This window comes from Streptomyces sp. ADMS (assembly GCF_033441795.1).
GTDB lineage: Bacteria > Actinomycetota > Actinomycetes > Streptomycetales > Streptomycetaceae > Streptomyces.
This window is the reverse complement of record NZ_JAVFVX010000219.1, coordinates 1-5,352: the sequence shown is the minus strand read 5'-3', so window position 1 is coordinate 5,352 and position 5,352 is coordinate 1. Positions and strand designations below refer to the sequence as shown.

Genomic DNA, 5,352 nt, shown 5'->3' with positions numbered 1-5,352 from the left:
GTGCTGTTCTCGTGGATCAGCCGCAGTTGGATGGGTGGTTGGCCGTAGCGGATGGCGTTGGTGACGAGTTCGCTGACGATCAGTTCGGTGATAAAGGCGGCGTTGTCCAGTCCCCAGGCTGTCAGCTGGTCGGTGGCGTCTTTGCGGGCCTGGGCGACGATGGCGGGATCGGAAGCTATGTCCCAGGAGGTCACCTGGTCGGCGTGTAGGGCCCGGGTACGGGCGATGAGCAGGGCGATGTCGTCATCGGGGCAGTGGCTCAGCACCGGGGCGAGAATCCTGTCGCAGATCGTGTCCAGCGTCGGGGCGGGGGAAGAGAGGGCCGCGAACATTTGGTCGAGGGCTTCGTCGATGTCGTGGTCGCGGGCTTCGAGCAGACCGTCGGTGTACAGGGCGAGGATGCTGCCCTCGGGCAGTTCGATCTCAAAGCTCTCGAAGGGCAGTCCGCCCAGGCCCAGCGGCGGGCCGGCTGGGACATCGAGAAAGTAGACGGCGCCGTCCGGAGTGACCGCGACGGGTGGGGGGTGGCCGGCACGGGCGAGGGTGCAGAGGCGGGAGACCGGGTCGTAGACCGCGTACAGGCAGGTGGTGCCAATACCCCCGGCGGTTTCGGTGGAGGGTTCCGTGCTGCCTTCGTCGGCGGCTAGGTGGATGACGAGGTCGTCGAGGTGGGTGAGTAGTTCGTCGGGGGGCAGGTCGACGTCGGCCAGGGTTCTTACTGCGGTGCGCAGGCGGCCCATGGTGGCGGAGGCGCGGATGCCGTGGCCGACGACATCGCCCACGACGAGCGCCACCCGTGCTCCGGACAGCGGGATCACGTCGAACCAGTCGCCGCCCACGCCGGCAGGGGTACCGGTGGGCAGGTAGCGGGAGGCGACCTCAAGTGCCGCCTGACCGGGCAGCGCGTGCGGGAGCAGACTGCGCTGCAGAGTGATGGTCGAGGTGCGCTCCGGGGCGTACCGCCGGGCATCGTGGATGCTGACGGCCGCCTTGGCCGTGAGCTCCTCGGCCAGCAGCAGGTCGTCTGGATCGAAGGGTTCCCGGCGTTGGTGACGGCTGAAGAGGACCACGCCGAGCGTGATGCCGTGGGCACGCATCGGCACGATCATCATCGAGTGTGTCCCGTACTCGCGGATCCAGCCGGCTGCGGGGTCCTGGACCGCCCACCGGGCGATGGTGGAGTCGGCCATCTCATACAGGGCGGGATGCCCTGCAGCCAGGCACTCAGCCGGAGGTGACAGCTCCGGGTAGGAGGCCGTCTCGCCCACCGCGACCGGGGACTCCGGGCTCCCTTCGAGGACCGACCGCACAGCGGTGCGGCGCATAGTGACCGGTCCGGCCGACGAGGCCGAGGCTGGCTCGTCGCCTTGGGGGAGGTCGAGCAGGTCGACGGCTGTGAAGTCCGCGAGCCAAGGGACGGCGACGTCGGCCAGTTCCTGCGCGGTACGTGCGATGTCCACAGTGGTGCCGATGCGGGCGCCGGCGTCGCTCAACAAGAGCATCCGCTGCCGGGCAAGGTACCCCTCAGGCCTGGAGTGCGCCGTCAGGCACACGGCGCGCACCCGGCCGTCCGCGTCCTTCAGCGGGGCCAGGGATGTCGACCAGCCGCGCTCTGGGCTCACACCTGTGGGGCAGATGTAGGCCTCCACGTAATGCTGCTCGCCGGTCTCCAACGCCAGGCGCATCCTCTTCTCGGCCTCGTGGCTCACGGAATGCGGTGCGATCTCCGGCAGGTGCAGCCCGCGCATCTCCACCTCGGCAAGGGACAGCGCGCGCTCCATGCCGGCGTTCGCCGCCACCAGCCGCAGGTCGGTGTCGAAGATCGCCAGGATGTCGGGGGATTGGGAGAACGTCCACTCCTTCAGCGGTTCGCCTCCGGGCGTGCACCGCTTCCCTGCCACGGCGGACACCACACGCCACGTGGTGATGCCCCCGTCTGACGTCCGGCGGTGCGCGAGCAGTCGCAGCTCCAACTGGTGGCCGTCCCGGTGCCGTAGCGCCAGAGTGCCGCTCCACCGGTCCAGCCCGCCCGGCGGCCTCCGGATCGTTTCACCGACGTCATCCGGGAGCAGCCCGGCGGCGGGCCGCCCCACGACTTCCGAGGCCGCGTAGCCGAGCAGCCGCTGGGCACCTTCGCTCCACCCCGTCACGATGCCCTGCTCATTGACGGTTGCCGTGGCCGTGAACGCCGACCCGGGGGATGCGTCCGACTCGTCTGGCCGCTCAGGGGTGGGAAGTCGTTCCATCGCGGTTCATCTCGCCCATCCTCGCTCCGTGTCCCGCTGCGCCGCGGGGACCTGCATGGCCAGGGCTCTACTACTGACAAGCATGATCCTGCGGGGCGCGGAACGCCAACGCAGCGCTGTCACGAGAGGATTCGGCCCGCCCGCTGGCGAGGAGCACGACTGGGCAGGGCCCGACCGACCCGCCGTACAGCCAGCGCCGTCCCGGCGCTGATCGTCGCCTGGACGCACTCGGGCGGTGCGGCGGTGCGGAGCTGACCACTGCTGCCTATTCGACAGTGACGCAACTTGCCGTAGCACGGCTCACCGGCCCTCGCTCGCGCAGCAGCTGATGGTCGCGTCGTTCGCCGCCGCCGTACTTCCCGCGGATCAACGGCACCTTGTCAGCCGGCAGGCCCCCGCGTCGCGTGCCGCGACACGCCTGACCAGCGGAGCTGGCGGCGCCACCTCCAAACACCGCCCAAGTCGAAATGATCCCGAGTGTGATCAGCCTCGAGCAGCCCGCGCCGATGACGCCGCCGCGCTCGGTAGGCCTCACCACACCGCTTGCCCTCGCCCAGGCGGCGGTGCGTGTCTGGCGTGCCTGCAAGTCATTTTGAGAGTATTTGTAGTTTTTAATCAAAGATCATGCGGTTTGTGTCAGGCGTTATGGAGGTCTGTATGGCGGAGGGCAACGGTGCCGAGCGCCTGGTAGCGGGGCGGTACCGGGTGCTGCGCAGGCTCGGGGCCGGGGGAATGGGGCGGGTATGGCTCGCCTACGACCAGATTCTCGACTGTGAGGTCGCCCTCAAGGAACTGACTCTCCCCGTAGGGGTCCCGGAGGAGCAGTGGGGCGCCCGGATTGCCCGCGCACGAGTCGAGGCGCGGAACGCTGCCCGGCTGCGCAGCCATCCGCACGTCGCCACTGTGTACGACGTCGTGGAGGAAGACGGCCTGCCCTGGATCGTGATGGCATTCGTGCCCGGGGCAAAGGATCTCGCCGAGGTGGTGCGTGATCAGGGTCCACTGTCACCCGCCGACACTGCGCTTATCGGTGTGGCCGTGCTCGATGCATTGACGGCGGGCCATCGGGCCGGAATCCTGCACCGGGACGTCAAACCGGCCAACATCCTGCTGACTGGGCCTGGCGCACAGGCCCCAGGCGGCGTAGCAGGCGGGCAGGTCTTGCTGACCGACTACGGCATCTCGCTGCAGCCGGACTCGGGCGAGACACGGCTCACCACAACCTCGGGGTTCATCGGAACCCCAGGATTCCTGGCACCGGAACGCGCCCGTGGAGTGGCACCCAGCCCGGCTTCCGACCTCTTCTCACTCGGTGCCACCTTGCATTACGCCGTGGAGGGGAGCGGTCCGTTCGACCGGCCGACGCCCTATGAGACCCTGTCGGCCTTGCTATTCCAGGAGCCCCCGCCGCCGACCCGGGCAGGAGACCTGGGACCGGTCCTGGCCGGCCTGATGGCCAAGGATCCCGAACAGCGGATGGGCAGCGACGAGGCGATGCGCACGCTCGCCGGGCTCACCGCCACGCCGGGTGCGGCACCGGGAGTGCACAAGCCGGCCGTCCCGGAGGCGGAGACGACGCCGCTACCAGAAGAGCCGCCGGCCTCGCGGCCGCCTCCTGTCGCACCGCCGGCCGAAGAAGGCCCTTCGCCCGCGCAGGCTCCGCCGAGACCGCGGCATCGCTGGAGCGCCAAGCTCCCTTCAGGCCGGGGGTGGGGCGTCATCGCCGCTGTGCTTCTACTCATCGGCGGTGGCGTATGGGCGGGAGCCGCACTGCTCGCAAGCCCGGACACCAAGGCCCCGAAGACGGAGGTGGTCCCGCCGTACGGGGACCAGGTCGGACTGACCCGCGAGCTGAAACCCGGGGACTGTGTCCGCGCCGCATGGCCCGAGGGAAGGCTCAAAAGCCTGCCCAAACTGAAAATCGTGGACTGCAAGACGTACCCAGACGGCCAGGTCCTGGACGTGAACGCAACCACATCCCTGGCCGATGCGAGGGCCAACGGCCCGGGGATCTGCACAGGCCTTTTGCGGGACACGGTGAGCAAAATGGTCGACGTCCAGCCCTTCGCTCTGGTCCCCAGCGAGGCTGGCTGGGACAAAGGCGTGCGCAACACCGCCTGCACGCTCTTCGGAAAGACCGTCAGCCTCTACGGCCCGGTGGGTGACTACCGGAAGCAGGGGGAACAGATCTTCGTCGAGAACAGCTCAATCGGCGACTGCTACAACAGCAAGAAAATCGAAGAAAACAACTACGCCCATCTCCTGGTGGACTGCAACAAACCACACGAGCTGCAGGGCCTGGGCTACGTGAAGGCTCCCCAAGGCCTCAAGTTCGACTCTTGGGACGCGCTTTACGACCTGTGCGTAAAGCAATACGGGACCTACAAGAGTTCCACCCGTGAATTGTATGCCTGGAATCACGCAGAGGACACCTGGAACCAAGGCTTTCGGTATGCGATGTGCCTACTCGCGATGCCTGAAGAGGGCCAAAAGCTCCCGCCCGGCTCAGCCGTACCCACACCAGAGGACTGAGCTGGTTCCGCGTTGTCCCGCGCCAGGTGATGCATGACCGCCATGCGGCGGACAACCCGCGCTGCCGGGTCGGGCCCTTCCCGTTCAGCGTGCGACGCGTGCCACCAGAGCCCTCACGACCTGGCAGCCGAGGGTGGACTCCTGGACGTACAGAGACCAGGAAGCGATCCGAGTGCAGCACTTTCCTCGGGCAGCCGCGACCCCGTCATGACGCTCAGGGGCCGGAATCTTCTCATCGCATGAGATCCGGCCAGTGATCTTGGTCAGCGTTGGGTTCTCGTCCTGGCGGCCAGCGTTTGCAGCGGCCACCCGCCAGAGCTGCTGCTCGAGCCCGCGGGAGCGGTGCTGTGCGGGCTCGTCGGCACGAGTCCCCGCCGCCAGCGGCGGAGTCTTCCACGCCGACCACCCTTCGGCAACAAGCTCGACCCTGGTGCCCCGAAGCGACCCCTGATCCCCATCCCAGTAACGATCAGTGCGTCCCATCGGCACCTCTCAGAGGGCGTTTGATGTAGCCGAATTGCCCTTTAAGTCCTAGTAAGTTCCTCGCCAGGTTGGTGTGGTCTCGTCCGTTATG

2 protein-coding genes are annotated in these 5,352 nt (G+C 67.9%); one reads left to right on the top strand and one right to left on the bottom strand.

Annotated elements, in window-relative coordinates:
- Positions 1–2,246 (bottom strand): SpoIIE family protein phosphatase (locus RB628_RS39310; RefSeq protein WP_318325448.1); only part of this gene is annotated, 2,246 nt, incomplete at its 3' end.
- Positions 2,247–2,903: 657 nt separating this feature from the next.
- Here RB628_RS39310 and RB628_RS39305 point away from each other — a divergent pair.
- Complete coding sequence (locus RB628_RS39305) at positions 2,904–4,778, top strand: serine/threonine-protein kinase (protein ID WP_318325447.1); 1,875 nt, start codon at positions 2,904–2,906, stop codon at positions 4,776–4,778.
- The last annotated feature ends 574 nt before the right edge of the window (positions 4,779–5,352 follow it).

Excerpts from the sequence above, each read along its gene's own strand:
- RB628_RS39305 (WP_318325447.1), top strand. The coding sequence starts at position 2,904 with ATGGCGGAGGGCAACGGTGCCGAGCGCCTGGTAGCGGGGCGGTACCGG.